The organism is Fusibacter sp. JL298sf-3 (assembly GCF_053842995.1).
This window is the reverse complement of record NZ_CM132608.1, coordinates 3,697,651-3,723,911: the sequence shown is the minus strand read 5'-3', so window position 1 is coordinate 3,723,911 and position 26,261 is coordinate 3,697,651. Positions and strand designations below refer to the sequence as shown.

Sequence of the window (26,261 nt, the reverse complement as noted above, 5' to 3'; positions counted from 1 at the left end):
ATGATGATGAATACGAATGAAAGAAGGTTTCCCATGAAATTAGGTATTGTAGGTTTACCCAATGTAGGAAAGAGTACGCTTTTCAACGCGATTACGAAAGCCGGTGCTGAAAGCGCAAACTATCCGTTTTGTACTATAGAACCCAATGTCGGCGTGGTCGCCGTTCCCGATGAGAGATTAAATGTGCTTCAAGAGATGTACGCGTCGAAGAAGATTGTGCCGACGGCGATTGAGTTTTACGACATTGCCGGTCTCGTTCGCGGGGCGTCTAAGGGCGAGGGCCTGGGCAATCAGTTCTTGAGCCATATCCGAGAGGTGGCGGCTATTGTTCACGTGGTCAGATGTTTTGAGGACGAAAATGTGGTACACGTAGACGGCAAAATCGGCCCTAAGAGCGATATTGAGACGATTAACCTCGAGTTGATTCTCTCTGATGCCGAGATGCTGGAACGCCGCATCGCCAAGACGATGAAGGCGGCTAAAGCCGATAAGGGCGCTCTGGTAGAGCTGGAAATGCTGAAGCGCATCAAGGACGTTTTAGACGAAGGGCTGTCTGCGCGTACGATGGATCTCGACGACGATGAATTCGAGTTTGTCAAGTCGCTGAACCTCTTGTCGTTTAAGCCGATTATCTACTGTGCCAATGTGTCTGAGGACGATATTGCCGCCGATGAGGAAAACGCTTTTGTGAAGGAAGTGCGTGCGTTTGCCGAAACGGAAAATGCCGAGGTTATCGTGGTATGCGGTAAAATCGAGCAGGAAATTGCCGAACTCGACGACGAAGACCGTCAGGCGTTTTTAAGTGAACTCGGCCTCAATGAGTCGGGTCTCGACCAGTTGATTAAATCGAGCTACTCGCTGTTGAACCTTATCAGTTTCTTGACGGCGGGCCCGCAGGAAGTTAGAGCTTGGACGATTAAGAAAGGGACGAAGGCCCCTGCTGCCGGCGGCAAGATTCACTCGGATATTGAACGCGGCTTTATCCGCGCGGAGACGATTGCTTTTGATGCGCTCAAGGCACACGGTACGATGGCGGCTGCTAAGGAAGCCGGCAAGGTGCGCCTCGAGGGCAAGGAGTATGTGGTGACCGATGGCGATGTGATTTTGTTTAGATTTAATGTGTAAATTGTAACACTCATATTTAGAGCATAACAAAACCCACTAGGCTGTAATTTTAACAGTTTGGTGGGTTGTTTATTTGTCGTGTACTGTTTTTTTTTTTTGGGGGGCAACAGAATGAATTCTGTGTGAGTGCGCTCGCTACATTTGCCAGATCATTTATTGAGATGTTGACGTCCTTCTAACTTTCAATTTAGTAAGAACGCTAAGTATTGCTGTTAACGATTCTAATAAGTTCTTCCAGTTGCCACATTCTTTCTTGAGAAATCTTATCCATGTTATTTTCATACACCAAACCTATGACTTTTATAGCATCATCAGACGCTACCATAGAGTGTTCACGCATATGTCCGCTCCCAATGGCTTGTCCAACAACTCTCAAAGCGATTTTGTGTGTTTCATTCTCCGTCGTCCTCGCTATTCGTCTATAGTTTTATAAGTGATACCAAGGATTTCAAGAATAGGCTTCGCCATAGATAATGACCCTTTTGCTAAAAGAATTTGGTTTGTTTTTTCGTACAAATCCTCTATTTCTTTTCTGATCACTGAATTATCCATTATTTTTATTTTTGGTTTCGTAACCATTTGCGCTCCAATTCTACTGCCTATTTATCTATTGACATTCTATCGCTTAAAGTTTGTCCCTCTTTATATAGGCGGTACTTCTACCACCTCCTACTTTGGTAATAAAACCCTCTTTCAACAGTTCAGACAATGCCTTTTCAATTGTAGTCACACTAATATCAGGACATAACTTCGAAATGTCAGATTTACTTATTTTGCCTATTTTCGTTTCAAAAACATGTTTTACACGCTCTGATTTTGACAACCCTTGATTCCTTAAAGTTTCAACCCGCGAAGAAAACTCTTTGTATGCGCCTAATAAAATACCCAGATAGTACTTTACAAAAGGCTTGTAGTCATTTAAGTTCTCATGCCATCCTATAGAGCTTACTCTTAATGTTTCATAGTAGCTGTCCTTGGTCTTTTCTATTAACATTTCCAAACTAATATACTTTCCAACTATATACATGTTTTGATACAAAAGAAGTAGCGTAAGCAATCTGCTCATTCTACCATTCCCATCGTTGAAAGGATGCACACATAAAAAATCAAGAATAAAGACTGGGATCGCTATTAATGCATCAACATCTTTTTTATTTATGGTCTCAACAAATCGATTACACATTTCTTCCATTGTATCTTTTGTTAAGTGTGCAGCTACTGGTACAAATCGAACTTTTTTTTCACCAAATGCATTCTTTTCTTCTATGATATTGTCTGTGTTCTTAAAGTGTCCCCCTGCACCTCCTGAATTGTACCTATACAAATCTCGATGCAGTTGTAGAATGACATTAGCTCTCGGAACAATGTAATCATAATTCTCATGAATTGTATTTAATACTTCTCTATATCCAGCAATTTCTTCTTCGTTTCTGTTTTTAGGTTCTGTTTTTTCTTCAACCAATTCATCTAATCTTTTATCACTGGTAGAGATGCCTTCGATTCTATTAGATGCTCCCGTGCTCTGAATTTTTGCAACTCTAACCATAGCTTCTAAAACATCAGGATAGGATTCCATATACAATTCTTGCTTGCCACGAAACTCATGAAGCTCCGTCAGCAATCTAATAATTTCCTTATCAAATAATTTCTCATCAATGTTGGCATAATTAAATACTCTCATTCTGCACCTCCTTTATTCTATTCTGCATATATTATACCATGTAATATGCAGAATAAACAAATAGTATGCCGTTTAAAATTATCCATAGCGCCTATACGAGCGAATTCATACCTATCCGTATAGGCTGAAAGAGAATTGAGTCAGAGCAGAACTCTATTATTCCGACTTCATTACTTGAAGACTAATCATTCAAAATTACTTTCTTCAAAAGTTTTACGACACCACAACCGCTAAGCAAAATAGGTGCCGTGAATGATGCACCTTTAACAAGCGCTTTTAAGAGGCGTGCGCTGTGCGTCTCTTTTTTAGTGCTCAAAATCATCTGATGTGTGGGGTGGGCTGTTTTTGAGTTTGGGCCTTGACAAGTTCGCCGGCACTCTGTATAATGACATCTAACTTGTATAAGTAAAACGTCGATTGAGAAGAGTACCCTGGTGAAAGCATTTAAGCGAGCTGAAGGTTGGTGGGAGTTCAGTATGTGGCAGCGAGGCGAATGGGCTCATGAGTGGGCGCTGAATTAACAGTAGGCAACCCGGGTTCTCCCGTTACAGAGATAAGATATGAATGTATCTGAATGAGACGGAATGACGATTCCAACAAGAGGTGGTACCGCGATAATTCGCCCTCTAGGCCGTATGGCTTAGAGGGTTTTTTGACGTCTAAATCAAGCGTCGCCCATTGCGTGTTCAGCGTAGCTAACTGAGTAAAGCCCTCTTTCATTCTGATGACGTTCATCTGGTCAAGGTGCTGGCAAATGCACTTTGTTAAACGATGACGACGATTAGGAGGCAAAGATAATGAGAAATGTAAACGGTCAATTTGGCGCTTATGGCGGCAGTTATGTTCCCGAGATGCTGAACGCACCCCTTAAAGAGTTGGAAGAACAGTTTTTAAAATTTTATCAGGACCCAGCGTTCAAGGCGGAACTCGCCTATTACCAGCGCGAGTACATTGGCAGGGAGAACCCGCTCTACTATGCGGCCAATCTGACGGCAGAGGTCGGCGGGGCAAAATTGTACCTCAAACGCGAAGATTTGAATTTTACTGGTGCGCATAAAATCAACAACACCATCGGTCAAGTCCTACTGGCCAAGCGCATGGGCAAGAAAAAGATTATTGCAGAGACTGGTGCGGGGCAACACGGTGTGGCCACGGCGACGGTGTGCGCGCTCTTCGGCATGTCGTGCACGGTGTATATGGGCGAGGCCGATATGGCGCGTCAAGAACTGAACGTCTTTAAAATGCGTCTTCTCGGTGCCGAGGTGATCCCTGCCACTGGGGGCGAACGAACACTTAAGGACGCCGTTGACGAGGCGCTTGCCGCGTACGCCGCATCTTACGAAGATACGTTTTACCTGCTGGGCTCCGCTGTGGGTCCCCACCCCTACCCGCTGATGGTTCGAGAGTTTCAAAAGGTCATCGGCTGTGAAGCCCGTGCTCAGGTTCTCGAGAAGGAAGGCCGACTTCCGGACTGCCTCATCGCCTGTGTCGGTGGCGGCAGCAACGCCATTGGCCTCTTTGACGCCTTTATGGAGGACACTGAGGTGCAAATGATCGGCGTGGAGCCCGCCGGTCTCGGTCTCGATACTTCACAACATGCGGCGACGCTGACAAAGGGCACTCCGGGCATTATTCACGGGTTCAAATGTTACACTCTTCAAGACGCAGACGGCGAGCCGCTCCCCGTTCACTCCATTGCCGCAGGTCTCGACTACCCCGGTGTTGGACCAGAGCACGCCTATTTAAAAGACAGTGGACGGGCAGACTACGTGACGGTAACCGACGATGAGGCCGTGGCGGCATTTAAGGCGCTATCGCGGCTGGAAGGCATTATACCGGCTATTGAAAGCGCTCACGCAGTGGCCTACGCCATGTCGTACGCTAAGACACTGCCCCAAGACGCTGTCGTCGTGGTGAACCTCTCGGGACGCGGTGATAAGGATCTCTACCGGATGAAAGAACAACGCATTTTGTAAGGTGTGTTGCCACTGGTGTACGGTCTCGTTGAGCGTTCGTCAAAATGCCCGATTGTCTGTATCCCTTCACAGTAAAAAATCTCTCGACAATCTGGGACTTAGTCGAAAGACTTTAACACCGCAATGAGGCGGACTAGATGAGCTGTTCTTCTAGTTGTGAACGACACGGTACACGAATAAAAAGGTTGATTAAAATGCCCCCTCAAAAGCCTGTGTCGTCAAGCTGCTGAAGGGGCTATTTTATGGGCGTTTTATGGGCTGGTTACTGCGCCTGTTTGATTTTCATGATGGCGTCTTTTAAGGTATCGCTCCCACCTTTTTCTGCCTCATCTTTGTAACCGAACAAGCTGTATGGGCTGGCGGTATAAAGGGTGCCGTCCGGCTTAACTTCTACGATTCCCTGAGCCGGATTTACTGCCGAATAAGGGGACTCTGCGTAGGCAACTAGAAAGGCTAATTGCTTTTGCTGCGTTTTTAAATAGCCATCCACATCGTACAGTGTTTTTTCAGGGTGTTTTTTGTAGTCGCCAAGTTGCTTTACGGTTATAATATCCCCTACGCTGACATCGCCTTTGATGACTTCCAGAACTTTCAGTTCTGACAAGGTGTATGGGGTGGTCTCTTTGTCTTTTTTGTTGGCGGTTCTATCCACCATAAGCTGTTTGACCTTTCGGGCCTTTACGACTTCGCCAACGACGATGACGTCTGCGGCTTCTTTAAGACTTTGAACGTCGGGATAATAGGGATAGTCGCCTTGAAACATGGGTTTGGGCAGTAGGATTTTACTTCCTACAATAACTGCCGTGACGGCAAGTGCGGCGATAAGGATGGGGAAGATTTTTTTGAGGGTCATGGTTTGTACCTCCAATCTCTATTAATTGTATGCATTGTTAACACCAGCAATGTCATCTGATGTAGGCCAAGTCAAATAATCTCTATTACGCGTATAATTCATAATCGAAGCATCACCCGACGATGGGTTATCGTCTAAGCAAAATGCGTGACCTAGTTCGTGAACCAGGACACTTGAACGAAATGTATCACTCTTGTTAACCAGGGTACTTCTATTCAGCTCAATTTTAAACTTACCTGCACGACCTGTAAAGACGTATTGTCTGTCTTTGGGAGTGTACATACCGTACCAAACATCGTCCCACTGACCAGAAATAATATAGCTGTGCCCAGACCCTGGAACTGTTGTAATATTCACAGGTGTGGACGTAGAGTTCCAGGTATTCACACATTGGTCATAGATATCATAAGATAAACGATCTTCTACTTCAACAGATGGATTCAGCAACCCTCCCCCATAATAAATGTATTGAGCAGTGTAGGCAAGTGACGTAAAAAGTGTCGTCAATAGACAAAACATAAATACACCAGCCAGTCTTTTTCGATTTTTCTCCTTCAAAATTAAGAGCCTCCTTCCCTTTTTTTAAACCATTTACTAACTAAATCACCTTGTTTACTTTTACTTACCAAAAGATTTTTCTATAATAAGAACGAACCAACCACTTGTTTTCTTACACTTTTTTAAAATTTTTAAGATGTTTTTTAAAATCACTCAAAAATAGTATATGAAGGTGTGTAATGAAAATAGGCAACCCATTAATTTAATTTTGAAGTGTGTCGGATGGTGTAAGATATTTTGTGTAAAATGAAAAATAAGCTGAAATACTATTAGAGATGGCTTTAAGGACACGAACCCGAAACTACTTTTAGGTACTTTGTCACGTTCAGAGTTCAGGCGGCTTTTCCAGTACCTAAAATTATGAGTGTTAATAGCGTTTTCCGCGCACCACTGAGCTTGAGTCTGGCCACTTGACTTTTGCTCATTGATTAGACCATGCCACTCCGCTTTATTCGCTTCACGTTTCATTGGGATTCACCTCATTTCTAAGATGATTTTAGCAGAGACTGTTCTGTTTGAATATGTGCCTTCTGTTTGACGCTTACCTTAGTCGAGAGACTTTAACGCCGCAATGAGGTGGACTAGATGAGCTGTTCTTCTAGTTGTGAACGACACGGTACATGAATAAAAAAGTTGATTAAAATGCCCCCTCAAAAGCCTGTGTCATCAAGCTGCTGAAGGGGCTGTTTTATGGGCGTTTTAAGCGCCAGTTATTGCGCCTGTTCCAAGTCGCGCCTATCATCCTCAAATAAAAGGAAAAATTGTACGAACAATACATGATAAATTTTTATCATAATGTTTTCAACACCATGACTTCCGAGTGATTTGACCGTTTGATATAGTTTAAAATATAATCTCTCACCTCTAAACTCACATTATCAACGTTTATAAATCCATACTTACTATAAAATAAAATTGCCCAAGTTGCTAGCTTTAAAGCTTTCAAAATTACGTAATCGACATTGCTTAACGATTTTAGTACGTCATCCATCAAGCATCTTCCTATCCCTTTACGCTGATACTCACAAATAACATATAGTCCTGAAATCAAAACAACATTATCGACAATATTATAAGAAACAAATGCAATATCAACATCTTCAATTGCGCCTATCACTACGTTATCTTTTTCAATTATATCAGAAAATGTCGACTCGTTTCCTAAGGATCTATACGCTTCGTCAAACAATAGATTGGCGTCATTATAAATCTCAACCATTCTTATTAAATCATTTTTTGTACCACTTCTCAGATTGACTTTCATTGGAATGCTCCTTGCGATTACATTTTTCAAAGCCTTATTGCTCGATATGGGTTCTCAATGCTTTTGAAATGTTTTCCTTATATAAAACTTTTTCAACCATCTAGCATATTTAAATCAGCAACTTTTTTGTCATACAGATAATCTAATCCTGAATTATTCATGACGGTTCACAAAACACTCCCCAAAACCGCATAGTTACTGTATTTTAGATTAATTTTACTTTTCACTTATCGTGAAAGGACCTGTCAAGAATTTTGTGTAAAGTTTGATTTAAAATTTTAAGTGAGCAGCGATTCTGTCAGAAAAAAGGATCTCTAATTGATTCATGACTTGACCCCAATTTGGGACAGGACGAGTCCACGATTGCTTTATATCCATGGTTCTTAAGTAAACCAACTTGTATAGAGCCATTTCATTAGGAAAAGCACCTTTGCGATCCGTAACCTTTCTAAGCTGATTATGATAACTTTCAATCGTATTGGTGGTGTATATAATTTTTCTTATCTCACTAGGGTACTCAAATAAGCGCTCTACAGCGTCCCAATTGTTACGCCAAACAGCCACTGCTGCTGCAGATTCTGACCATTTTACCTCAAATGCTTCAAACAGCATTATTGCTTCATCTAAGCTCACTGCTTTGTAAACGGCCTTTATATCTTTAGCGAATTCAGACCACTTTTTTCGTGCGATATAACGTGTAGAATTGCGCATAAGATGAACAATGCATCTTTGTGTTATGGTATTGGGGAAAACGCCTTTGATAGCCTTTTCAAGCCCTGTTAGACCATCTAGAGAGATAAACAAGATATCTTCAACGCCACGTTGTTTTATTTCCTCAAGGATTTGAAGCCAATGGCGGCTGCTTTCTTCTTCTGAAAGCCAAAACCCAAGTACGTCTTTCTTGCCCTCTATATCAATGCCAATGATGTTGTACAGCGCCTTTTGCCCTGTACCAGAGGCTGTTTTAACTGGCGTATACATAGCGTCTACGAATACAAAAGGGGAGAATTTCTTTAAAGGCTTATTTCTAAACTCTTGTACTAATGGAACGATTTTATCGGTCACCTTTGAAACTGTTTCATGGCTGACTTCAAAGCCATAGATGTCCTCAATCGTTGCTGAAATATCACGCTGTGATTGGCCTTTTGCATACATTGAAAGGATTTTCTCTTCTATCCCTGAAATGTCCTTTTGATGTTTTTGAACCACCTGAGGCTCAAAAGAAGCTTCACGATCTCTTGGGATATTTAGATCAAATTGTCCTAATTGGCTTTTTACCGTTTTAGCACTTTTTCCATTACGTCTATTTGATGTATGCTCTATATTATTTTCACTTTTTGAGTAGCCTAGGTGTTCGTCAAGTTCTGCATTTAGCATTGTTTCAAGCGTTTCAGAGAACATATCTTTTAGTGCTTCTTGAACATCCAATGCATTCTTTAGCTCATAGTTCTGAAACAAATATTCCATTAATTCTTTGGGGGCTGGATTTCTTTTTCTTTTTGCCATTTCGGACCTCCATTTTGTCTAAGTGAACTATAACTGATTTTTCACTTTACACAAAATATCTTACACCATCTCATTTTGCTTAGGAAGATTAACAAGACTACTTACATTTTTATTTATTAACTCCTGTCTTACCGCTTCATCTAGAGCTGCATGAACTATAACATGTATTCTTCTTATAGTTTTCCCTGTTAAACCTTCTCCAGTTCTTTTATTTCCACTTCGTTGCAAATAATTATAAAATTTTTGTATATTATGAGGTTTTAACTCTGCTAGTGTACAGACACGTTCATTAACGAACTATAATTAGCCTGTCCTCTCTATATTTCAGGATAAAGTGATGCCAGTTTTATCCTTGCATCCTTTGTTCTAAACTGCCAGTTGATTTTTGCATAGCTGTTGTTCTTCTTACTTTCCCAAGCAAAAAGTTCTTTGCGAAGTAAATCGATATTTTCGATTCTTCGTGATAAGCATTGTCGGGTCATAACATTAAGTTCTATCTCAGCAATATTCAGCCAACTGCCATGTTTTGGTGTATAGTGAATTTCGAGTTTCTTTAGTATTCTTCTGGCTTCTGCTGGTGGAAACGCTTTATATAATGACGATGGTTTATGTGTATTGAGATTATCCATGACAAGAATGATTTTTTCATTATGAGCATAAAATTCATCCACAAGATATTTGATTTCTTGTGCCCAGTCTATAGCTGTACGTTGTGTTCTAACACTGACATGGTGTTTGCCTCCAAGCGGTTCCACAAATGAAAATATACTACAAGTACCTTTTCGAACATATTCAGAATCCACTTTTTTGTGATCGCCAGGTCGCATTGCCCATGAATCGCGTGCCTCACCAAGTAATTGGTAGGGTTTCTCATCCATACAAACGACTGGAAGGTTTGGATTATAGGGCAGTTCATAGACATCAAGAATATCTTCTAAACACGCTATGAATTCGGGATCTCTTTTTCTTGGCAAACACCAATAGTCGGAGCGGTGAGGTCGAAGCCTGTTTTTTTTAATGATCTTCGGATTGCTTCTCGGCTGATCGACTCATCAAATTCAATTCTCATATGTTCTTCTAATAAACGGATCGTCCAGCGGCTATGACCTTCTGGAACGGGACCACATGCAAGCTCAATAATATGTGCTTCAACTCTTCCATCTACTTTGCGGCGTGCATTATCAGAATTGATATTTCGGTGCGTAGCAAGCGCTGAGTCAATACCGCCAGAAGCATATAGTTTTACCATTTTTGCGATAGTCGCTCGACTTACATTTTGCCGCTGAACACATTGTTCATATGTTAGAGCAGGTAAGTGGTTTTCATCAAGATCAATTAAAATTCGGCAACGATTGCAGATGGTTTGGGTTGTATTTTTCTTCTTTAGAAGAGCTTTTAGTTGTTTTAACTCAATGTCTGTTAACAATATTTTATTTTTCTTTGGACGCGCCATAGGGATAACCTCCGATAGTAATATTTTATCATCAAAGACTATCATATCAAAGTTTATGAATTGTTTCAATTTTCATCGTGTCTATACACTAGTTTTATTTTCCCTATTTGAGGAATTATGTGATTATGAATATTAATATAATAACTATTATAGGTTCCTGATTTTAAAGTGTTTTTCTTATAAACTTCCAGCCACTCTACCATCCATGCTCCTAAAGTTGTATCTGTATCTTTATCATATGCACCCATATATAATTCCATTCTTATTCTAGTTAACTCCTTGGAAACCTCACCCTGCGTTTTCCCATATACAGATTTTCTTATTAATTTACCCGTATTAGGATTTCTTCCAATAGTTATCTGGCCAATCCAATGTCCCATCTTCTTTTCCATTAATTTTTCTAGGGTAAATTGTGCCTTCACCGTTTATTTTTCTTTTAGCCATATTAATCTCCTCCTTCAGCCCTGATTATATTGCGTTACCATATTCTACATCTGTTAGCATCTTTTCTAATGCTACTTTCGGGACAACCATTCTATTCCCCAATTTTAATACTGGTAATTGTCCAGCATGTGCTAATTCATAAGCTAAACTCTTCCCGATTCCTAGTATTTTTGCTACTTCGGCTACACTATAAGTTGCTTTCTCTTTTCTATTTATGTTCATATTGAATTCCTCCCTTTTTATGCTCAATTCCATATTTTCTTCATCTTATAAATTGATTTTGTTAAATTTCAAGTTCAAATGGCCATTTGAATTAATTTGTAATTTATGTAAAATAATGATTTACAGAGGTTTTTCTTCCTCTCTATTTTTAAGCATAACACACGTTTTTTGCCTTTCTGGATTTGAAGAAATTTTATTGTAAAAGTTTTTGTACAATAAAAAAGCTACTAATTGCGAACCCCAGTTCACAATCAATAGCTTTTAAGCAATTTTTTAGTTTAATTTTTACACAAATATACAGTTTGTAACCAGCTTATAATGCTTATTTGTTTCTTTATGTAGTTCTCCTAAACTTATGAATAATATGACATCTTGCTCTAACTTATATTCATTGATATTATAATTATCGTATTTATTTGTAATTTTAGTGTCAGTAACAGAAATATTATAATACCATCTATCTTTATATTTTATATTCATCCTTATTTTTTTGTGTCCCCATTCATTCCAAGGATTATCCTGTACTGAAATATATGCTTCTTGTGGCTTAATTAACATTAAAGAATATCTTTCTTCTGCTTTAATATTATCAATTTCACTTGGTGCCAACGCCCTAGAAGTATTATAAAAAATATATTCTTCTCTATCTAATATATTCATGTTTAATAAATTGCTTAAATCAAATTCTCCGCCATTTGCCCAGTAATATTGGTCATCATTTATATAATTTTCTGGTTGATAAGTATTATTATCTTTACTAACACATTCACATTTAATTATATCATGTAATTGTATTGGTGTTCTTTCATCATACATGGCATCCTCATGTCTGACAGCATATTCTATATCTTCTTCTTGTGAAACAATACGTATAAAGTCTTGTGTCTCTAAATCTACTCCAGCTATACATAAGTTTTTACATTTTGGTGATTTTGCTAATAGTGCAAATTTTTTTTTCATGATTGTCCCCCCTGTTTTTTAACTATAGATGAATAATTTCTACATTCTCAAAACTACTTTTTAAGTATTCTGCAATTAACCTTCTATGGCAATTTTCAGGAGTTGCCTCACTACAAAGTAAGCATACCCCTTCTAAATTGCCGTTAAAATAATTATTAGCTTTGTCTTTTATATTTCTCTTTAAAATTAACTTATGAAATGACTTCTCATATTCTGCCCAAGTAATTGTCTTCTTTTTATAACCATTTAATATTTCTTTAGTAGGACTAAAATCAATATCATGTATATATTTTGTTCCTGTAATTTCCATTAAAAAATATTCTAAATCTCTACCTTTCGTAAATCCTGCAAGTTGGGAAGAGTTATTAAGTCGTATATCAAGAAGTGTTCTAACATTATTCTTTTTCAATAATTCAAAAAATTCTTTTGCAGATTTCTTAGTAAAACCAATTGTATATAATCTCATATTTCACCATTCCCTATTCTTCATTATTAATACTATATCCAATATCCTTATTTCTTTTTTTGTATGCTTCTTTAAGCAACTCTTCATCTGGTAAATTTTCACTGTCAAACAATGAGATTTCATTTCTCCTTGGAAAATACATATCTAATAACATGATGTCTATCCCCTCTTGTGATGTATACTCTCCATTATGATTAATATTTTTTATATTATACCCTAAATCATAAAAGTACTTAGCAACAAGAATATTCCTATGACAATCAATTGCATTTTTTTCGGTACACATAAACGCTATATTATATCCTTTTTTTACACCATTTTTTATACGATTGACTCCTTCAGCAAAATCTTCATCCTTTTTTACTTTTTCAAAATCTAAAATTCCATCTATGGTGTATAATTTTTTATTATTTCTCCTAGCTCCAAATTCTTTACCCATACCTATATAATAAACACCATTTTGATTAAGAAAATGCTTTAATTCAATTTCATTAAACTGTGGAGTAAATTTTGAATATGGAGTGCTTCTAACGTCTATAATGCAATTAATTTCATATTTTCTTAATAATTCAAGGAAATTCTTTGTAGTTAAATTTGAATGTCCTATTGTATATAATGTATTCATCATTATCCCTTCTTTATAACTAAAAATATCATCTAAAAATAAATATTAACAAATTCTATACTTACAATCATATTATACTCCTAAATTTTTCTTTTTTCCAGAAAACATTGGTAACAAATAGATGTTTGTCTCCGAATCAATATTTTTATAAAACGAAGCAATCAGCTAAAGAAGTCCCTAAAATCCAAATTAAGAGTCAAAAAATTCGGAACAAAATGTTTTTGTGGTATTTTTACGAATATTGCACTACTGATATGTACTCCAATATCACTTGAAAATTTCCCTTTACATTGGATACAATTCTTATGATTATTTTAAGGAGGAATTTTTATGAATGAAAAAGGATTTTATATAAACGATTTTGTCGAATACTTAAAAAGACAAGATAAATCGGATGGAACACTAAAAACTTATACCCTTAATGTTATGAATTTTATTAACTATTACATTGAAACATTTGATGAAGAATTTATTCCTGAAAAAGTAATATTGATGGATTTACAAGACTGGCGAACCTACATGTTAACTAGAGGATTAAAGGCAAACACTATAAACAATCGTATCGCTTCAGTAAAAGAATATTTTATTTTTTTGCAGAGCAATAGTATTATAAAAATAAACCTGAATTATTCATGAACCCATGATATCACCAAAAATCGAGCGGATTTAAGTTTTTGCGCTTCATAATGCTTATCATAGAAGACGTCTTCCTGTTTATCACCTAAAAATGGGCAGACTTATCCTGTGGACAATACTTTTCTCGATTTTCAGATTTCAAAGTTCATCAGTTACGTTTATTCCAACTGTGGAAGTCGACGGATGTTCTCAAGAATTTCATAGAACTCATTCTTGTATGGACAACTGCTACACAGTTTGAAATGAATATATCTTGCTGCTTTAACAACCTTTGATGCGATTTTGAGCAGCTTCAATCGAATAGTATCTATCAACATTTTCTTCATGCTTTTAGGTAATACCAATCGTTTAAAGTAATTAAATAGGTTGTATGCTAGGACATGGAGCAGTAGATGATTTGCATTAACGACTTTGTCCTTACTTGGCGTTGATGCAAAGTTGAAGCCACTTTTACCTTCTTTGATAAAGTTTTCCATGGTGCCTCGATTTCGATAGAACTTAATGAGTTCTTCAGGACTGAGATCCATGTTGGTCACAATAAAGGCATACTGATTGGTTAGCTGATTGTACGGTTTCTCGACCTTGACGATAACCCGTCTAGGATAGTCCCATTTACCGGCTTGGTACAAGAACTCATCATAACGGACCACATAATCAATCATGTTATCCTTTGTAGCTTCGGTTATTTCATCATCCAAATGTTTTGCGTGAGCATACAGTATTTTGTTTGCTTTCAAACGTATGGCATAGGATACACCATTGCTTTCACACTGTTTGTACAAGTCTGGTGTTGCAAAACCACTGTCTCCACGGAGGAACAGATGGACATCAGGGTACTTCGTAAAGTATTCATCTAATAAAGGTTGCATGAATTCGCAGACGCCTGTAGAACTATAGGCGGTACCATCTCGAAGCTCTGCTTTGAGAAGATCTCCAGTGAGTCCGTCATAGCAGAGTAAGGGGTGATATCCATGAGCTTGATAGTGGTAATTAAAGCCTTCGCCTTCCTGCTTGCCGTACGTGTTAAGTAGGGTTGAATCAAGATCAAGCAGAACTTGTTCTGGCATTTTAGTCCTGTAGGCCGATGATCTCATATGACGGATGATATCTTCAAACTGTTTGACTGTATCTCCATCCATACGGTTCCAGAACCTCGACAGTGTGGGTTGTGAGGCAAGAGCCTGTTTACCCAGAATACTTTTAAAGACAGGTTCATTGGTCAGTTCGTCTGCATCATTGTCATTAAAGTATCCAGCAAGGATTTGATAAATTAGCTGGGATAGATTTTGATGGTCTTTGTGTTTACGGAAGCTATCATTTTTGTCCGTTACAAACTGGCTGATGTGTTTATTGAAGCCAAACTTATGGGCGAATTCTTTTATGAGAAGCAGCCCCGAATCGGAGGATAAATCGCCTCCATTGAAATTTATTTTGATTTTACTATTGCTTTCGAGCTGAAGTGAACTTACACTAGACATGAAGAGTTTCTCCTTTGTTGATTTTTTAGTGTGGTAACTTCATTTTAACAAAGTTGGAGCTCTTCTTCTATCTTATTTAGGTTTCACTTGATAAGTGAAAAGTAAAATTAATCTAAAATACAGTAACTATGCGGTTTTGGGGAGCGTTTCGTGAACCGTCATGAATAATTCAGGCTTATCATTATTTATCTCTTTTTACAGGTAAAACTCGAAGATTGGCTCACAAACTACGAGTTACTGATAGTTTAGACTAATATATATTGGCTTTTACCTAATAAGCGTATGTGCTGAATCTTTTTCCCCCCACACACCTTCCATTCTACCAAATCCCCCACCCAAAGTCACCACCATTTTCCTATTTTACAACATCTTTTTTCTAGTACCAAAGTCCTTACAAATCGAAATCGATAACCACTATCAAAACACATCATTTTCACGCAAAACATAAGTAGTTACTCCTCCCTAACATCACATACATCAAATAAAATCATCTTAGATATATTTAAGTTCATCAGCCAACGCCTTTTCAGCACATTAGTCATCTTCATTTTCCAGAACAACCTGTGCCCAATCATAAAAATCTATTTTCTATTTCTAACCTCTCAACTCAACACTCACCACAACACCTCAGCTGCCAAGGCACCATCACAAGAACGCAACTCTCAACCTCAAAACGAAGCCCCTGTACTCAGCTTCGTCATTCCAACTGTCCTCTACGCCAGCTTCGTCCTGTATTTTCTTCCTACTTGCGCCCACAACAGAATTTCAATTCATCAATTTTATAAACCACAGACACTTTAAACGAGTGGAGCATGATTACCTCACCTAACACTAAAACCGCCCCTCTCTTACAAACTTTTTAAACGATTTTCCAACGGACGCCCCCACCACTTCAATCATTTTTCAAAAAAAATAAAAAAAGTTTCAAAATAAGTGTAAGATTTTGGGCGTCTCATACGTTCTATAAGTAGAAGCACATGTAAAGGCGACAAAAAACATCAATTTACTTTCCATACGACAACTCCAAAAAACTGCTAAACACCCCCAAAAAGGGCACAAGCCTTTACACGCATCAATCGGCGGCAAAACCGCCCCCAACTCAATCAATCACACCGATACGGTGTCGATTTCCCACACCAAAATCCCCGCTTATACTTTTGTAAGTGGGGATTTTACCGTTTATGTATATTTTGCACCAATTAAGATGACCTAAAATCATACAACTTTTTCAACTTCACTGTAAGATTTTATCGTTTCATACGTTCTTATAATAGGGAACATCGCAATAGATCCTATAACCACATGTCCGGAGGTCACACAACATGCCAAAAAAACACCGAACTAAAATTGTTAAAACACCCTATGACATCGCCGTCATCGCCTCATACAGTGCGTTGTTATGCGTCGTACTGAGCATCTGTTTCTATCTTCAACACGCCGAATACATGACGCGGCTCAACGACGGCTTTCTCTCAGAAGAGGCGCGCGCCTTCTCCTTTAGTGGTTCAGAGTCCGAATTCTATAAGGCATTCGACAATGCCGCGGTCTACTTTCTTGTATCAGAAGATGCTAACATGAAAGCCGTTATTGTAAAAGGCGCGACAGAAGCACCACCACTTATCGAAGGGCGCTTTTTTACTGAAGACGACTACGACGCACCTACAGATGTCGCCGTCATTGGACAGTACGTAGCCGACGAACTGAATAAAAAGTTAGGTGATACACTCTTCATTCACGAAAAACCTTATCAGATAATAGGGATTACCGGGGTGAAACAGCCCACATCAATGGATTATGTCATTTGGTATGCCTTAAAAAAGGGGGAGGTATGGGATACGCCCAAAGGCATTATCGAAACAAATCAACCACCCGAAAGCGCCTCTTTTGACCTAAAAGATAAATGGGTGCGTCCGAAGACGCTCTTTGAAGTTTGGGGAACGACGCTGCCCATTCGTACACTGGGACTCTCTGTTTTGGCTTTCTTCACAGTGTTGTTCTCCTACTTTCTCTTTGCTATGGTTCGCCGCAAATCAAAGGACAGCGTCGCCTTTTACTTGATGGGACTCAGCGACAGATTTCCGCACCATCTAATTAGAGAGTACCTGCACCACACAAAGTGGTTGACTCTTTTCTTCATTCTATTAGCACTGTGGCAACTTAAAGGCCTATACGCCGTGATTTTCGCCTCGGCGGCGATACTGGCAAACTTGTTGGCAATCATACACATTAGAGGACTCTCGCGTTCTCTTCATTCATTTGAGAGGTCGACGTATGAAGGTTTATAAAAACTTTTGGATACTGCAACTCTGTTTTGCGTTCACACTATCACTTGTTCTAAGTCTGCTCCTCACCACAGTAAAAAGTCACAGTCACCATGCACAAAAACTCACTCAAGAAACTTTGTACTCGCTTACAGACTGGCTCACCGGCGAAAAAGAAGCCGCCTTATATGCCGACCCCAGCGGTGTTATGCGCCTAAAAAAGTTCAATGAAAAACTCCACGAAATAGCCGGACCCATCACTTATCTTGAAGTCATTGGACAACCTGTGTACATCGACCTATCTACCGTCAGCAACATACCGGAATCTTGTGTCGAAGGCTACTTGTACGACCACCTATGGCCGGATGCCACTTTAGAGATCGACGGTCGACAAGTTTCATATCGACCAGTACGCGCTTATCATCTCTCAGAAGATGCCATGGCCTATTTTCAAATCGAAGTGTCAAAAGGACGTTCATTTGAAACAGCCGATTTCACCGTCGACGAAACTCAAACTGTTCCCGTTTTACTTGGGGAAGCTTATGGAGAAACGTTTAAGATAGGCGACCGTTTCAAAGTTGAAATCATCAACCAATACTACGACGTCGAAGTCATCGGCTTATTAGAATCAAGCGCACATCTGTACAAAGGGGCGGGACCCTACGCAGAAGACCTCAGCACTGCACTCATCTTTCCCAGTTTTGACCTAGAGGGCAACTTTAGAAGAGGCGTCCTGTACACCAAGTACCTGCAAAAAAACAACGGCCTCTTCGCCTCGACTCTAGAAGCTGCCACAGTACAAACAGAAGTAGACCGCATTGCACGCCCACTGAGTTTAGAAGGGCTCTACGTGCTGGAAGGAGTTAGAAAATTTGACCTTTCAACGTTTTACATCGGCTTTGAAACACTGATGTCTATCTTTGCTCTGTTGCTGTTGCTCTCGTATGTGTTCAGCATCGTCGGCATGGCCTTTTCAATAGTTCAGTATCTCGAAGACCGCAAGTACAGTTTGGCTCTTCAGATTCTGTGCGGCGCTTCCACCCACGCGTTCTTTAAAGAAATACGCAACTATTTCCTAAAACGCGTATTGGCAATAGGGGTAACTTTTCTCAGTTTTGCAGCACTCCTATTAAAATCAACACTTGCCGCAACTGCCGTTTTCACACTTTTGGCAAATGTTGTAATCGCCTACATTGCTATAGAATTTATCACGCGTAAAAAACTGGTTTTATCCGATTACCTCAAAGGAGACACCTTATGATTCAATGCAAGCACATAGTAAAAACCTACAAAAATACAGGCACCATTCTCAAAGACATTACTTTTGAAGTGTCAAAGGGCGCCTTTACAGCGCTTATTGGCAGAAGCGGCTGTGGTAAAACCACACTTCTCAACATCATCGGTTTACTGGATACCCCCTCAAGCGGCACTTTGTTGATAGAAGGTCTCGAGGCAACCGCCCTGTCGGTCAAAGCGCGCGACGCCCTACGTAAAAACACTGTCGGCTATATTACGCAAATGCCTTACTTGCTCAACAACCGAACCGTCTACGACAACGTCGCCGTACCACTTTACTACAGAAATTTTACTAAAGCGGAAATTGAAAAACGCACCTTAAAAGTTATTAGTGAACTGGGGCTTGACGCCCGATGCAACGAACCGTGTAAGCATTTATCTGGTGGCGAAAGACAGCGCGTGGCCATCGCCCGAACACTGGTATCTGAACCTACAGTACTCCTCGCAGACGAACCCTCCGGTTCCGTAGATGTCCAAACAGAAGCTCAAATCATGCATATTTTAAAAGATCAAGCGGCAAAAGGTTGCGCAGTTTTAATGGTTACACACAATCTAAATCTATTGGATTGTTGTAATAAAGTCATTGAAATACAAGACGGCTCTATACCAAGAACTTGAAAGGAGAGAATAACATGAAGAAAACGCTTACTTACACATTAATTGCTTTGCTGACATTCCCGAGCTCGGTTTGAATGGATGGGAAAAACAGCTAGAGACACTGATAGACAATATGGGAACGGGTACTCTTGGGCCGACACTGGTACCCAAGGGGGTGAAGGCTGTTGTGTCGTCAATGACTATGTCGCAAAATCGTATTACGGTCCCGGAGAATGGGCAAATACCCGTCTATTAACGGAGTCCTACGCGTACAATGTGGAGACCAAAACCACTTCATCATTCTCCGGCGTGCGCTAACCACAAAAAAGCCTCACTTACACACAAATTGTAAGTGAGGCTTTTCATTCGTTTTCACTTAGCGGCAACGCGACTTGGCATTCGACTTGGCGTACCCTCACCTGTTAAATAGCAGATGCGAAAAGCGTACGGCTTTATCGGCATAATCGTCGCTTCCTCATTTTGAATCAAGACCTTTTCAATCGACGCCTTGCGCACGACGCCCCAATCAATCCATCGGTACGTCCCCTTGTCTTTATAAGCCGTGTGCTGATACACCACTTCTTCCGTTCCAATAACCGGGACTTCATCGCCCACGTGGAGCAGTTTGTACGACAAAAGCGTTTTCCTCAGTACCGCCAACGACACTTTGCCGTGAGCGTTGAAAAAGAAAATGGCACGATTCCCATCTTCCAGCACCGTCTCATAGAGCGGTTCAACTGCTTTCGTCTCCCCATCTTTTGATTGCAAGTATTGAAACGGCGTCTTACTGCAAAAATAAGTCAATGTCAAAAACAACCCCAATAATAAAACACAGCACGCCGCCACAGCATCTTTCTTCGTCAATCTCATTTCCGTATTGCCCTCTCCCTCTCACTAAATTATCTACTCTATATATAAACGATTTAAAGGGGGCAAATCTTACACTTTAAAGACAACTTTTTAAAAAAAATTTTTCACGTGTACTCGAATGACCCCTCTTAAAATATATTTATTTAAACAATAGACGATTAGAATTCAAAAAAGGTTGCTACTTTCTGAGAAAGAAATGCATTTGATGTTTCACGCACTAAAAGCCCTTCAGTCGATCGAGCACGCCACGGGCACTAGAAATCAGCTCGTAATCCGCTTTTTCCAGAGCCCTCTCACTCATTGGCGTCCCCATGCGTTCCGTGTAATCCCTGTACATCATCCCGCTGTCGACAGTCACCTTGCCCGACAAATGGTAATGCGTGCACCCCGTCTGCGCGTAAAGCGCTTCAATATTGCCCGCATTCACACCGCCTCCCGGCATAATCGTTATCTCCGCACCATAGGTCGCTTGTAAAGCAGCAAGGTAATCGGCCCCTTCAGGCGCACTTCGCCGTTGCCCGGAAGTCAAAATACGACAAATACCCATTTCAATCAGTTCAGGCACTTGCTTCTCAGGGGCTTTGGCGTCATCAAAAGCCCGGTGTAAAACCGTTTTAAGCGGTTTGGCGTCTTCGGCGAGCACCCTCAGACGCTCCGTGTCAATAGTCCCGTCGCTCCTAAGCACACCGGTGACGATGCCGTCAAAGCCCATGGCCACAACCGTTTTAATGTCCTTTCGCATCACTTCAAAGTCGTTTTCACTGTATAAAAAATCCCCTGAACGCGGTCGAATCATCACGAAAATTTCCATACCGTCTACCGCTCTCGCCATTTCCATAAGCCCGCGACTCGGCGTGAGCCCGCCGATGTTTAGAGCAGAACAGAGTTCTATCCTATCGGCACCAGCCGACTTTGCCGTCAGCATCGAGTCGAGGCTGTCCACACAAACTTCGAGAATCATACACTTACTCCTATTTAATCAAATGCGCTTTTGCGCTGTAATCAAAATCGTCATCCAAAGGATAGAGCGGTCTCTTTACCTTACAGTAGGGCAGTGTCGTCAAATCCTCATTGGTATTCCCAGCAGTCAACGCCATAATACTGCGTCCTGCAACCGCTTTGTGATGGGCTGTAAGGTACCCGAGTTTACACACCACGATCTCCACAGTGCTCGGGTCGACACCCAAATCTGAAAAGAGTTCCGGCACAATGTAGCCGACGTGGGTTTGGGCGAGGACGATGTCTACCCCACCGCTGTTGAAAAGTGCCAAATCGCCCTGTAACATCCCCAGTCTCGTCCAGTTTTCAAGATACGCTTTCACAGTTCCCGTCGCTGTAATTGGCGTCGATGCGGTTTTATCAAAAGCGGCGCCAAACGTCAGCGTCACCACTTCGCCCACACGGCCTTTACACTGTAGCGTCGCCTCAGGGTCGTAAATCCCACCGTAGAGCACCGGTGCTTTTAACGCGTCAGTTCTCGGATCAGCCATTAGGCGTTTGAGAAATCCCGTACAATCAGAAGAGGCGCCGGCAGTGGGGTTGTCCCCTGAATCTGAAAGGTAGATGGGAAGTTTCGAATCCGCCACCGCTTCAAAAGCGACGTCCAGCGCTTCTGCTTCGCCATAAGTCTCCGTATGGAAACAAAAGGCTTCCCGCTTTGACCAAATGAGTTCCGCCAGCCTAATGGCTTCCCTTTCGGCAAGCGCCGCGTCGTTCTTAGACACCACGTATACGCCGACAGCACTGTCTTCATTGTCCGCCCAAGGGTAACCCATCAAATACGACGCCGCCAAAATCGCCTCTTGCCCCTCGCACGCTCTGAGCGCTTCCACGAGGTCAATCATCGGCTGCACATCTGTCGACGACTTCTCTCCTGCTATCACAATAGGTACTTTGACCCACGCGCTTCTGGGAATGACGCCGTTTTCCAAAGTCTCGATAACCAGTTGCGCGGCATGTGCGCCTGTCTCAGTGCAGTCCGTATGGGGGGCACATTTGTAACCGACAAACCCATCGCAGTTTTGATGCATTTTCACAGTCATTGTCGCGTGCATGTCCAGCGACGAAAAAATGGGCACACCGGGGAACTTCGACCTCAGTTCTTCCAAGAGTGGGCCTTCCGCCTCTCCAACCCCTTTCACGCGCATAGAGCCGTGGAGCGACAGCGCAATGGCGTCGAGGGGCGCTTCCTCATGTGCCACTTCTGCGCCCTTTACAATAGCCTCTCTAAGTTGCGTGTAAAACCTGTGGTCGACCTCCCCATTGGGAACGGCGTAAGCAGTGACCACGGGGATGACCTCATAGCCTCTGTCTAACAAAGTGGCAATCAAACCCGACAGGGAATCGTTTTCTTTCATCTGCGTCACAATGGCATCGCCATACAAGACGTTAAAATCTTCCCGCTTGGTCACAATGGGGTTAAACGAGTTGGATTCGTGATGCATCCCGGCGACTAAAACTCTCTTCTTCATAATTGACCTCTCTTATCTTCAGCAGGTAACAAATAATTAACTTCATTATACGCCTTCGCATTTTGCCTAGTCAATGCAAAAGAGGGGGGGACGGTTCTTTTGTGCCAGATTTCACTAAATTTTACCACATCCTACAACTTAGTGAGACACGCACTTGCTGCAAATGCTACATTCCTTACCTATCCAACACTTGAAAACACTTCCCAAACGCAACGGAGCATGTTTTATGACGGATACAACTTTACGTACACACTACCAATGAAAAGGCTGTGTTTTCAAAAGGTTATCGTCCTTCACATCCCCAAGTGGGCACAAAAGAACCGTCCCTTTAAGTCGCGAAACGGCAAAATCACTCATCATGAACTACAAAGAAGTGGGCTTACCCATTGCAATAGCAGAGCTTTGTTGTACATCCTACTTGGAGCACCGTTTCGATAGTTGCACGATGTGATTTGAGGGACGGTTCTTTTGTGCCAGATTTTACTAAATTTTACCACATCCTACAACTTAGTGAGACACGCACTTGCTGCAAATACTACATTCCTTATCTATCCAATACTTGAAAACACTTCTCAAACGCAATGGAGCATGTTTTATGACGGACACAACTTTACGTACGCACTACCAATGAAAAGGCTGTGTTTTCAACAGGTTATCGTCCTTCACCCCCCCAAGTGGGCACAAAAGAACCGTCCCTTTAAGTCGCGAAACGGCAAAATCCCTCATCATGAACTACAAAGAAGTGGTCTTACCCATTGCAATAGCAGAGCCTTGTTGTACATACTACTTGGAGCACCGTTTCGATAGTTGCACGATTGGCATAAATTCAATTTGAAGGACGGTTCATCTTACCGAAACAAAAAACCTGTAATTCCAACGCATACAATACCTTATCAATCATCTGGCGACACAAAAGAACCGTCCCTTCTTGCCACAAAAAAGAGTTGTCCTGCTTTACGAAGACAACTCTTTTAAAAAACTTCATTATAGCGATGCTGTTCAGCGCTATTTTAGGCCCCTTGACCCGTTTGCGCCAAGACGATTTCACGTATGCACAGGTGTTGTGGTTGACTGTATGCGTAGACCACGGCATTGGCGACATCAGTAGCGTGCATCGCACCGCCAATGGCCTCGGTCCACGCGCGGTAATCGGCCTGTATCGCCTGTGACGTCGTATGGCTCAAGAGCTCAGTATCAGCCGCCCCAGGTGCAATGGTAATGACGCGAACATTGTGCGGCGCCACTTCTTCGCGTAGGTTTTCAGAAATGGCGTGAACCGCAAATTTGGTGCCGCAGTAGGCCGCGTGGTTGGGAAACGTTTTACGCCCGGCAATAGAGCTGATGTTGATAATGGTTCCGGTTCGACGTGTCATCATATCGTTTAACACGAGGTGGACGCCGTTTAAAAGCCCTTTTACATTAACATCGAATAGCCGGCTCCATTCGTCAGGCACTTGATTGGCCAAATGTCCTAGCAACATAATGCCGGCGTTGTTAATCAGGCAATCGACCTTGCCGTAGAGCGCTTCAGCCTCCTGAACAGCTGAACGCATTGCATCGAGATCTGTCACATCCACCGAACGGCACACTGTGTTCGGCAGACTCAGCGCCGACATTTTTTCTGCACGGCGGGCTAAGAGCAACAGGGGATGTCCTAGCTTTGAAAATTGCAAGGCCATCTCTTCGCCGAAACCTGAACTCGCTCCTGTAATCACAATCAGTTTTTTCATACAATACACTCCATTAAAATCTATAAGTTGATTAGATTCTAAACCTTAGAGTGTACTCTAAGTCAAGCGTTTATTTTAACACGAGGCCGCGCCGTCGTAATAGGCGATTTTGCGGTCGACTTTTTGCAGACTTTCTTCCAGCTGTTCCATCTGACGCATTATCTCCTGCCGATGTTCCAGGAGCAGCTGCTTACGCCGTGTCATCGTTTCGTCACCACTTGCACTCAACGCCACAATTTGGCGTATAGCCGCTATGGGCATATGTGTCTTCTTGAGGCAGAGCACTGTGTCCAGCCACGACAAGTCTTTTTCGTCAAACACACGGTTACCCGCCGCATCTCTTGCAACCGGCGGTATTAAGCCTTGTTTTTCATAATACCGAATGGCATGTGGGGAAAGCCCCATCTTTTCGCCAACTTCCTTTATGGTGTAACCCATTGTAACGCCTTTCACACATTAAACCCATTTGAAATAAGCCAGCGCCACACATCCGTCCGGACGCGCTTCGCCCAGTTTAAGTGTCCGCTCGTACCGATGCCCTTCGTGGGTGAGCGCACACGTCATAAAGTAGAGAAAAATCCCCATATCGATGCGGTTGTAAAAAGGGACTTTGTCCTTGGGAATGAGGCATCGACTGCCGGTAGCGCGGAAGACGCGCAATCCCTCTTTTTCTGACACAACGCGCCACGGCTGGGTGTTGCAGGCACTGGGCGCATAGCGAACACAGTCGGTTACCCCGGCCATTGGCGCCCCTGTCCAAAACGCCGCCACTGGTTGACGCTTTGCCTTTGTGTAGTCTTTTCGAAACGCCTCTGGCGCTGCCTTGCCAATAGCCAGCATAATGACGTGGTCGAGCCCGTCGTAAGTCTGCACATCGGGTTTGCCCATGCCGTACCAGCACGCACCGATGTCTTTTGAAGCCAACCACAAGTCCAGCTGTTCGACCAAATACCCGACGTTTTCCAGATAGAACGGCGCTATTTCACTGTACACCAACAAAGCGTACGCACCGCGCTTACATGTGGTCACCGAAACGGGCACAAGGCGGTACACCACGCGTATCCCGTCTACTAAAGGCGTCAGTTCATCCAACTTTTCTCGTATATCGGCAAGTGCCTGCGCATCTAAGAGCAATCGGTTGTCAAATCGCCTGAAAGACTTCCTTTTAAAAATCATTTGATACATCTCTCGTCCTCCTTTGTTACGTAGAGGATAATCGATTATAAAATTAATATCAACAACAATTTTAAAAGGATAGGCTATGAACTAAACGGGCACATGCCGTCATCTGAATCGGCAGTAAAATGGTGACGAGCCCATTGACAAAATACGTGAAACACGTGGCTTTGCGGGCACTGATGTAAAAACTGGCGTAAATCACTGCGAGAACGCCACCGATCCCCATGAAGAAAACAGCCTTTGCCACATGGCCGCTGCCAAACCAAAATGCGTAAATTAATGCTACAATCAATACCGGCCATTTCACTGCGGTCTTCGGTACATCGACTAATGCAAAGTACAGGTAAAACACCGCTGTTTGAAACAACAACGTCTCAACACAAGCCCTAAAGAGCGTTCGACCTGACCAAAGCACGGTACCGGTCTCTCCGCCAGCGGCAACCAACGCTTCTGTCGCCCAAATTTGTAACGCACTTTCCCCAATAAAGAAAAGTGCCATAAGGACTGCAACCCCTGCGACTATCAGTTGCCAAGTCGTCCATTTGGACAATTTTAACACTAAGGTGTTTAAGCTCATGCGTCCTCCTTCATATCCGTTTTCTTACAGTTT

At 41.8% G+C, this 26,261-nt stretch carries 29 protein-coding genes, 1 pseudogene and 1 other annotated feature; of the genes and pseudogenes, 6 read left to right on the top strand and 24 right to left on the bottom strand.

What is annotated here, in order from left to right:
* The first annotated feature begins 33 nt into the window (after positions 1-33).
* Positions 34-1,125, top strand: coding sequence for a redox-regulated ATPase YchF (gene ychF / locus ACR6HW_RS17700; protein WP_455728999.1), 1,092 nt, complete (start codon positions 34-36; stop codon positions 1,123-1,125).
* Between the two features lie 199 nt (positions 1,126-1,324).
* On the opposite strand, the gene ACR6HW_RS17695 is transcribed toward ychF, so the two are convergent.
* Genes ACR6HW_RS17695 through ACR6HW_RS17685 form a run of 3 tightly spaced genes read right to left on the bottom strand, consistent with a single transcriptional unit; the run spans position 1,325 to position 2,806 of the window.
* The gene (locus tag ACR6HW_RS17695) at positions 1,325-1,501 is read right to left on the bottom strand and encodes a putative immunity protein (RefSeq protein ID WP_455728998.1); all 177 of its coding nucleotides are present in this window, start codon (positions 1,499-1,501) and stop codon (positions 1,325-1,327) included.
* A 35-nt stretch (positions 1,502-1,536) separates the two neighbouring features.
* Entirely contained in the window at positions 1,537-1,704 is a 168-nt protein-coding gene (locus ACR6HW_RS17690) for a hypothetical protein (RefSeq protein WP_455728997.1), read from the bottom strand.
* 46 nt (positions 1,705-1,750) lie between these two features.
* Positions 1,751-2,806 (bottom strand): Fic family protein, encoded by a 1,056-nt coding sequence (locus ACR6HW_RS17685; protein WP_455728996.1) that lies wholly within the window; start codon positions 2,804-2,806, stop codon positions 1,751-1,753.
* 404 nt (positions 2,807-3,210) lie between these two features.
* Positions 3,211-3,436, top strand: a binding site (T-box leader).
* A gap of 167 nt (positions 3,437-3,603) precedes the next feature.
* On the opposite strand from ACR6HW_RS17685, the gene trpB reads away from it, so the two are divergent.
* Positions 3,604-4,782, top strand: coding sequence for a tryptophan synthase subunit beta (gene trpB, locus ACR6HW_RS17680; protein WP_455728995.1), 1,179 nt, complete (start codon positions 3,604-3,606; stop codon positions 4,780-4,782).
* 262 nt (positions 4,783-5,044) lie between these two features.
* On the opposite strand, the gene ACR6HW_RS17675 is transcribed toward trpB, so the two are convergent.
* The 13 genes and pseudogenes from ACR6HW_RS17675 to ACR6HW_RS17615 all read right to left on the bottom strand — a co-directional run bounded on the left by ACR6HW_RS17675 (position 5,045) and on the right by ACR6HW_RS17615 (position 13,136).
* Complete coding sequence (locus ACR6HW_RS17675) at positions 5,045-5,635, bottom strand: hypothetical protein (RefSeq protein ID WP_455728994.1); 591 nt, start codon at positions 5,633-5,635, stop codon at positions 5,045-5,047.
* A 21-nt stretch (positions 5,636-5,656) separates the two neighbouring features.
* On the bottom strand, positions 5,657-6,193 hold the full coding sequence (locus ACR6HW_RS17670) for a zinc metalloprotease (protein WP_455728993.1): 537 nt from the start codon (positions 6,191-6,193) through the stop codon (positions 5,657-5,659).
* A 153-nt stretch (positions 6,194-6,346) separates the two neighbouring features.
* On the bottom strand, positions 6,347-6,661 hold the full coding sequence (tnpA, locus tag ACR6HW_RS17665; RefSeq protein ID WP_455728992.1) for an IS66 family insertion sequence element accessory protein TnpA: 315 nt from the start codon (positions 6,659-6,661) through the stop codon (positions 6,347-6,349).
* Between the two features lie 322 nt (positions 6,662-6,983).
* On the bottom strand, positions 6,984-7,457 hold the full coding sequence (locus tag ACR6HW_RS17660) for a GNAT family N-acetyltransferase (protein WP_455728991.1): 474 nt from the start codon (positions 7,455-7,457) through the stop codon (positions 6,984-6,986).
* Positions 7,458-7,727: 270 nt separating this feature from the next.
* Positions 7,728-8,963 (bottom strand): IS256 family transposase, encoded by a 1,236-nt coding sequence (locus ACR6HW_RS17655; protein WP_455728990.1) that lies wholly within the window; start codon positions 8,961-8,963, stop codon positions 7,728-7,730.
* Positions 8,964-9,023: 60 nt separating this feature from the next.
* Positions 9,024-9,248, bottom strand: a pseudogene (locus ACR6HW_RS17650) (phage integrase SAM-like domain-containing protein); the annotation flags it as partial.
* 32 nt (positions 9,249-9,280) lie between these two features.
* On the bottom strand, positions 9,281-9,937 hold the full coding sequence (locus ACR6HW_RS17645) for an IS630 family transposase (RefSeq protein WP_455728032.1): 657 nt from the start codon (positions 9,935-9,937) through the stop codon (positions 9,281-9,283).
* Positions 9,907-10,461 carry a helix-turn-helix domain-containing protein gene (locus ACR6HW_RS17640; RefSeq protein ID WP_455728033.1) on the bottom strand — a complete coding sequence of 185 codons (555 nt, stop codon included), beginning with the start codon at positions 10,459-10,461 and terminating at the stop codon, positions 9,907-9,909. Before ACR6HW_RS17640 ends, ACR6HW_RS17645 begins: the two co-directional genes overlap by 31 nt.
* Positions 10,462-10,481: 20 nt before the next feature.
* Complete coding sequence (locus ACR6HW_RS17635; RefSeq protein WP_455728989.1) at positions 10,482-10,808, bottom strand: tyrosine-type recombinase/integrase; 327 nt, start codon at positions 10,806-10,808, stop codon at positions 10,482-10,484.
* Between the two features lie 76 nt (positions 10,809-10,884).
* Entirely contained in the window at positions 10,885-11,082 is a 198-nt protein-coding gene (locus tag ACR6HW_RS17630) for a helix-turn-helix domain-containing protein (RefSeq protein ID WP_455728988.1), read from the bottom strand.
* A 285-nt stretch (positions 11,083-11,367) separates the two neighbouring features.
* A complete protein-coding gene (locus ACR6HW_RS17625; RefSeq protein WP_455728987.1) occupies positions 11,368-12,042 on the bottom strand; it encodes a dual OB domain-containing protein in 675 nt (224 codons plus the stop codon).
* Positions 12,043-12,064: 22 nt separating this feature from the next.
* Complete coding sequence (locus tag ACR6HW_RS17620) at positions 12,065-12,508, bottom strand: DUF488 domain-containing protein (RefSeq protein ID WP_455728986.1); 444 nt, start codon at positions 12,506-12,508, stop codon at positions 12,065-12,067.
* 13 nt (positions 12,509-12,521) lie between these two features.
* Positions 12,522-13,136 (bottom strand): DUF488 domain-containing protein, encoded by a 615-nt coding sequence (locus ACR6HW_RS17615; protein WP_455728985.1) that lies wholly within the window; start codon positions 13,134-13,136, stop codon positions 12,522-12,524.
* Between the two features lie 327 nt (positions 13,137-13,463).
* On the opposite strand from ACR6HW_RS17615, the gene ACR6HW_RS17610 reads away from it, so the two are divergent.
* Positions 13,464-13,769: a site-specific integrase gene (locus tag ACR6HW_RS17610; protein ID WP_455728984.1), complete on the top strand. Its 306-nt coding sequence runs from the start codon at positions 13,464-13,466 to the stop codon at positions 13,767-13,769.
* 158 nt (positions 13,770-13,927) lie between these two features.
* Here ACR6HW_RS17610 and ACR6HW_RS17605 read toward each other — a convergent pair whose 3' ends face one another.
* Positions 13,928-15,247 carry an IS1380 family transposase gene (locus ACR6HW_RS17605; RefSeq protein WP_455728983.1) on the bottom strand — a complete coding sequence of 440 codons (1,320 nt, stop codon included), beginning with the start codon at positions 15,245-15,247 and terminating at the stop codon, positions 13,928-13,930.
* A gap of 1,322 nt (positions 15,248-16,569) precedes the next feature.
* Here ACR6HW_RS17605 and ACR6HW_RS17600 point away from each other — a divergent pair.
* Genes ACR6HW_RS17600 through ACR6HW_RS17590 form a run of 3 tightly spaced genes read left to right on the top strand, consistent with a single transcriptional unit; the run spans position 16,570 to position 19,422 of the window.
* Positions 16,570-17,532 carry an ABC transporter permease gene (locus ACR6HW_RS17600; RefSeq protein WP_455728982.1) on the top strand — a complete coding sequence of 321 codons (963 nt, stop codon included), beginning with the start codon at positions 16,570-16,572 and terminating at the stop codon, positions 17,530-17,532.
* The gene (locus ACR6HW_RS17595) at positions 17,519-18,769 is read left to right on the top strand and encodes a hypothetical protein (protein ID WP_455728981.1); all 1,251 of its coding nucleotides are present in this window, start codon (positions 17,519-17,521) and stop codon (positions 18,767-18,769) included. Before ACR6HW_RS17600 ends, ACR6HW_RS17595 begins: the two co-directional genes overlap by 14 nt.
* Positions 18,766-19,422 (top strand): ABC transporter ATP-binding protein, encoded by a 657-nt coding sequence (locus tag ACR6HW_RS17590; RefSeq protein ID WP_455728980.1) that lies wholly within the window; start codon positions 18,766-18,768, stop codon positions 19,420-19,422. Before ACR6HW_RS17595 ends, ACR6HW_RS17590 begins: the two co-directional genes overlap by 4 nt.
* A 351-nt stretch (positions 19,423-19,773) precedes the next feature.
* Here the strand turns inward: ACR6HW_RS17590 and ACR6HW_RS17585 are convergent, their stop codons facing one another.
* The 7 genes from ACR6HW_RS17585 to ACR6HW_RS17555 form a co-directional block, all read right to left on the bottom strand.
* Positions 19,774-20,271 (bottom strand): hypothetical protein, encoded by a 498-nt coding sequence (locus ACR6HW_RS17585; protein ID WP_455728979.1) that lies wholly within the window; start codon positions 20,269-20,271, stop codon positions 19,774-19,776.
* 217 nt (positions 20,272-20,488) lie between these two features.
* Positions 20,489-21,232, bottom strand: coding sequence for a copper homeostasis protein CutC (locus tag ACR6HW_RS17580; RefSeq protein ID WP_455728978.1), 744 nt, complete (start codon positions 21,230-21,232; stop codon positions 20,489-20,491).
* A gap of 10 nt (positions 21,233-21,242) precedes the next feature.
* The gene (locus tag ACR6HW_RS17575; protein WP_455728977.1) at positions 21,243-22,742 is read right to left on the bottom strand and encodes a M81 family metallopeptidase; all 1,500 of its coding nucleotides are present in this window, start codon (positions 22,740-22,742) and stop codon (positions 21,243-21,245) included.
* A gap of 1,010 nt (positions 22,743-23,752) precedes the next feature.
* Complete coding sequence (locus ACR6HW_RS17570) at positions 23,753-24,472, bottom strand: SDR family oxidoreductase (protein WP_455728976.1); 720 nt, start codon at positions 24,470-24,472, stop codon at positions 23,753-23,755.
* A gap of 75 nt (positions 24,473-24,547) precedes the next feature.
* A complete protein-coding gene (locus ACR6HW_RS17565; protein WP_455728975.1) occupies positions 24,548-24,910 on the bottom strand; it encodes a MerR family transcriptional regulator in 363 nt (120 codons plus the stop codon).
* 18 nt (positions 24,911-24,928) lie between these two features.
* A complete protein-coding gene (locus ACR6HW_RS17560; protein WP_455728974.1) occupies positions 24,929-25,657 on the bottom strand; it encodes a nitroreductase family protein in 729 nt (242 codons plus the stop codon).
* A 61-nt stretch (positions 25,658-25,718) separates the two neighbouring features.
* Positions 25,719-26,228 (bottom strand): hypothetical protein, encoded by a 510-nt coding sequence (locus ACR6HW_RS17555; RefSeq protein ID WP_455728973.1) that lies wholly within the window; start codon positions 26,226-26,228, stop codon positions 25,719-25,721.
* Between the last annotated feature and the right edge of the window lie 33 nt (positions 26,229-26,261).